Origin of the sequence: Stenotrophomonas sp. YIM B06876 (assembly GCF_030711595.1) — a bacterium.
Taxonomy (GTDB): domain Bacteria; phylum Pseudomonadota; class Gammaproteobacteria; order Xanthomonadales; family Xanthomonadaceae; genus Stenotrophomonas.
In genome coordinates, this window is the sequence record NZ_JAUJUJ010000406.1 from 1 (window position 1) to 718 (window position 718).

Here is a 718-nt window from a genome sequence, read left to right on the forward strand (position 1 = left end):
ACCCAAGGAGCTTTCATGAAACACCTTCTTTCCCTGGCCGCCCTGGGCCTGACCCTGTCCCTGGGCGCAGCCCACGCGGCCGAAGGCACGGCCAAGACCGCGCAGCAAAGCAAAATGACCACCTGCAACGCCGATGCCGGCGACAAGAAGGGCGATGAGCGCAAGGCGTTCATGAAGGAATGCCTGAGCGCCAAGAAGGTCTCCCAGCAGGACAAGATGAAGTCCTGCAATGCCGACGCCGCGGGCAAGAAAGGCGACGAGCGCAAGGCCTTCATGAGCGAATGCCTGAAGAAATAAGCCTGCCACGCCTCCGCCACAACCCCGCAGGCTTTGCCCGGCGGGGTTTTTTATCGCGCATGGCCCGCGTGCCGTCCGTTTTTTGAAATACTGCTTCCCATGACCCGCCGCTCCGACCCAACNCGAGCGCAAGGCCTTCATGAGCGAATGCCTGAAGAAATAAGCCTGCCACGCCTCCGCCACAACCCCGCAGGCTTTGCCCGGCGGGGTTTTTTATCGCGCATGGCCCGCGTGCCGTCCGTTTTTTGAAATACTGCTTCCCATGACCCGCCGCTCCGACCCAACCCCCTCGATTTCCTGCGTCTTGCCGGCCTACAACGAGGGCCGCAACCTGGCCAGCGTCGTGCCCGAGGTGCTGGCGGCGCTGCAGGCGCTGTCGCCGCAGGTCGAGATCGTCGTGATCAACGACGGCAGCCGCGAC

At 63.2% G+C, this 718-nt stretch carries 1 protein-coding gene; it reads left to right on the top strand.

Going from position 1 to position 718, the window contains the following annotated elements; translation table 11 throughout:
• The first annotated feature begins 15 nt into the window (after nucleotides 1–15).
• The gene (locus QZH66_RS17600) at nucleotides 16–297 is read left to right on the top strand and encodes a PsiF family protein (protein WP_305807118.1); all 282 of its coding nucleotides are present in this window, start codon (nucleotides 16–18) and stop codon (nucleotides 295–297) included.
• The last annotated feature ends 421 nt before the right edge of the window (nucleotides 298–718 follow it).

Coding starts and splice junctions, on each gene's coding strand:
- QZH66_RS17600 (WP_305807118.1), top strand. CDS start 16: ATGAAACACCTTCTTTCCCTGGCCGCCCTGGGCCTGACCCTGTCCCTG.